At 74.4% G+C, this 1406-nt stretch carries 2 protein-coding genes; one reads left to right on the plus strand and one right to left on the minus strand.

The features are described 5' to 3' along the window. Window positions 1–322: 322 nt before the first annotated feature. On the plus strand, window positions 323–889 hold the full coding sequence (locus AE652_RS41395; RefSeq protein ID WP_049661152.1) for a Uma2 family endonuclease: 567 nt from the start codon (window positions 323–325) through the stop codon (window positions 887–889). Between the two features lie 11 nt (window positions 890–900). Here AE652_RS41395 and AE652_RS41400 read toward each other — a convergent pair whose 3' ends face one another. Next, window positions 901–1227, minus strand: coding sequence for a DUF4326 domain-containing protein (locus AE652_RS41400; RefSeq protein ID WP_049661153.1), 327 nt, complete (start codon window positions 1225–1227; stop codon window positions 901–903). Window positions 1228–1406 lie beyond the last annotated feature (179 nt).

Consider the following 1406-nt stretch of genomic DNA (forward strand, 5'->3'; position numbering starts at 1 on the left):
CGCCCGCCGCGAGCACCCCGGCCCCGAGCAGCAGCCGGCGCCGGCTCGGCCGCGCGCGCTCCCCGCCGCCCGCGATCACGTCCTCGGGGGCCCCGCCGCCGTCCGTCTCCTCGTCCCACTGCCACGCCGTCCCGCTCGCGGGACCCCCGGACGACGACTGCATACGGCTCTCGCTTCCCCACCGGCGGCCCCACGCCGCCACCCGCCCGGAGAATATCGAACAGTCCCCGAACCGTCCGAAACCGCCGCAACGCTCGTACGAGGGCTCGTACTAGGCTGTGGCACACAGCACGAGGCCCGCCCAGCACAGGGGAGGTACGCGGTGACGGCTGAGATGATCGCACCCGAGTGGATGCACCGGCAGATCACCAGTGAGCAGTACGACTCCTGGACGGACGAGCAGTGCGCGGGCATCGAGATCGTCGACGGGATGGTGGTCGTGTCCCCGAGCGCTTCCAAGCGGCACAACCGGCTCGCCCGGCTCTTGGCGAACGCCCTGGACGAGGCGGGCGGCGTCGACTGGAACGCCGACACCGACTTCGACGTCCGGCTGCAGGACGTGCCGCTGAACAACCGCCGACCGGACGTCGTGGTCTACCGCGCGGACACCATCGACGAGTCGCCGACCAGACCCGACCACGTCCTGCTGCTGGTCGAGGTGGTCTCGCCGGGATCGGAGACCACCGATCGGGTGGTCAAGTCGGACCAGTACGCCAAGGCGGGCATCCCGTTCTACTGGCGGGTCGAGCAGGCCGCCGGCCGCGTGCCGATCGTCCACACCTACGTCCTGGACGAGGCCGGGGCCGCGTACCGGGCGGGGGAGCTGTTCACCGGGCTGGTCAAGGCCGCGGTGCCGTACCCCGTGACGGTGGACCTCTCCGGGCTCTGAGCCGCCCGGCGTCAGCTCGGCGGGTGGTCGGCGAGGTCGGCGAGGACGTCGGCGTGGCAGGGGAGCGGGGCGCACCAGCAGCCGAGGCGGTGGCCGCGCAGGGGTGGGACGAGGGCGAGCAGGTCGGGGTGGGCGAGCACGTGGGCGCGGTACCTGGCGACCATCTCCTCGCGGGTGAGGTCCGGGCCGGGGCGGTACGGGCAGTGCAGCGGGGACTCGGCGAGGTGCCAGCCGCCGCGGTGCATGGCGCGGCCGACGTAGACGACGTCGCGGTACCCGGGGTCGTCGCGGTGGCCCTTGAGGTTGACCACGGTGGTGCGGCGGGGTTCGCTCGGCATGCCGTCCATGCTGGCGCACGGCGGGCCCCGGGGCAGCCCGGGGCCGGTACGGGCTCGCCTTGACACCGGTGCGGGCCGGGCGTAGCAAAAGAGCATGCGCCATCCGCACGCGACCGGCGGGGCCCCTGGGGCGCGGCCGGGCCCGGACCGGCCGCCGGAGCCCGGGGCCGGCGCGGGGA

The sequence above is a fragment of the Kitasatospora sp. MY 5-36 genome (assembly GCF_001182915.1).
GTDB lineage: Bacteria > Actinomycetota > Actinomycetes > Streptomycetales > Streptomycetaceae > Kitasatospora.

Bases quoted from the DNA above. Each gene is read 5' to 3' on its own strand.
- AE652_RS41400 (WP_049661153.1), bottom strand. From the start codon at position 1,227: ATGCCGAGCGAACCCCGCCGCACCACCGTGGTCAACCTCAAGGGCCAC.